Source organism: Bacteroides sp. OF04-15BH (genome assembly GCF_003477995.1).
Lineage (GTDB): Bacteria > Bacteroidota > Bacteroidia > Bacteroidales > Bacteroidaceae > Paraprevotella.
The window spans coordinates 1-1,131 of the sequence record NZ_QUEM01000100.1 but is presented as its reverse complement, the minus strand read 5'-3'; the positions used below and the strand labels follow the sequence as shown (position 1 = coordinate 1,131).

Below are 1,131 nucleotides of genomic sequence, written 5' to 3'. Positions count from 1 at the left end.
CCGCTTGGTGATTATCCAAAGGTTGCCGTCAAAGGACTTTTGGATATTCTCCTGCCGCAAGTTGGCGACATCGCTGTATGCCAGACCGCAGAAACAGGAAAAGACGAACAAGTCCCTGACGTGTTCCAGCCGTTCGGAAACCATTTTCTTTTTAAGGATGATTTTTATCTCGTCCTCTGTCAGATAACCCCTGTCCACTTTCTCCAGCCGGATTTTATAGCTGGCGAACGGGTCGCCCACCAGTATGCCGTTGTTGCGGGCAATGATGATGATACGCTTGAAGAACTGCATGAACTTGGCGGTGGTGTTGTAGCCGCACTTGCAGGCGGTACGCAAATACAACTCAAAATCGGTAATGAACATCGGGCTTATCTCCTTTATGGATATGTCCGATACGTTGTACTTGCTTTGGATAAATTCAGCGAGGTGGCGGCGGGTCACTTCATACTTGCGGTAGGTCGCTATCGTCTTGGATATGCCCACAAGCTGCTTCACATCGTCATTGTGCTTTTGGAACAATGAAAGGATTGTTTCGTGGCTCTCGCTATGACCTAAAAACTCGTTTTTCACTTTCTCGGCGGTCACGTAGTTGTCACGCCGCTGCATTTCGTGGTAAATGGTATTCAGGGAAGAACGTATGTCGTCCAAAAGGGCGTTTATCCTCCCGGCATCCCTGCCTTTGGCTTTGCCCGCAGCAATGCTCCAGTTGTCGGGCTGGATGCTCTGTTTCGTACTGAACTGGCAAAGTTTGCCGTCTATGGTGATGCGTGCCATAATCATAACCTCGCCGTTTTTCTTTTCAGAACCTTTCTTCAAATAAAAAAGAACCTTGAATGTCGATTTCATAACTCAAAATTTTTAGTTGCAAAATTAGTTTTTACCTCTCGTTTTCGAGTTATGCAGACTATGGACTAATATAGTCATTATCAGGTCATTTATGGACAATTCGTTACCGTTTTTGTCCGGTAGGGAACAGGTAACGATTTAGTAACGAAACTTTGTCTTTTACCGTACTTTTGAAGTCTTGGAAGCAGGACTTTCGGGCAATAAAAAAAGCCACAAATCATTGATTTGTAGCTTTTTGTCCGTTTGCTGACCATTTCTGTCCAGCACGTTCAGCGGAGAGACAGG

Annotated in this window: 1 protein-coding gene; it reads right to left on the bottom strand. The window is 45.5% G+C overall.

Annotated elements, in window-relative coordinates:
- A partial coding sequence (locus DXA74_RS16000) for a site-specific integrase (protein WP_118529117.1) occupies nt 1–846 on the bottom strand: 846 nt, incomplete at its 3' end.
- Nucleotides 847–1,131: the final 285 nt, after the last annotated feature.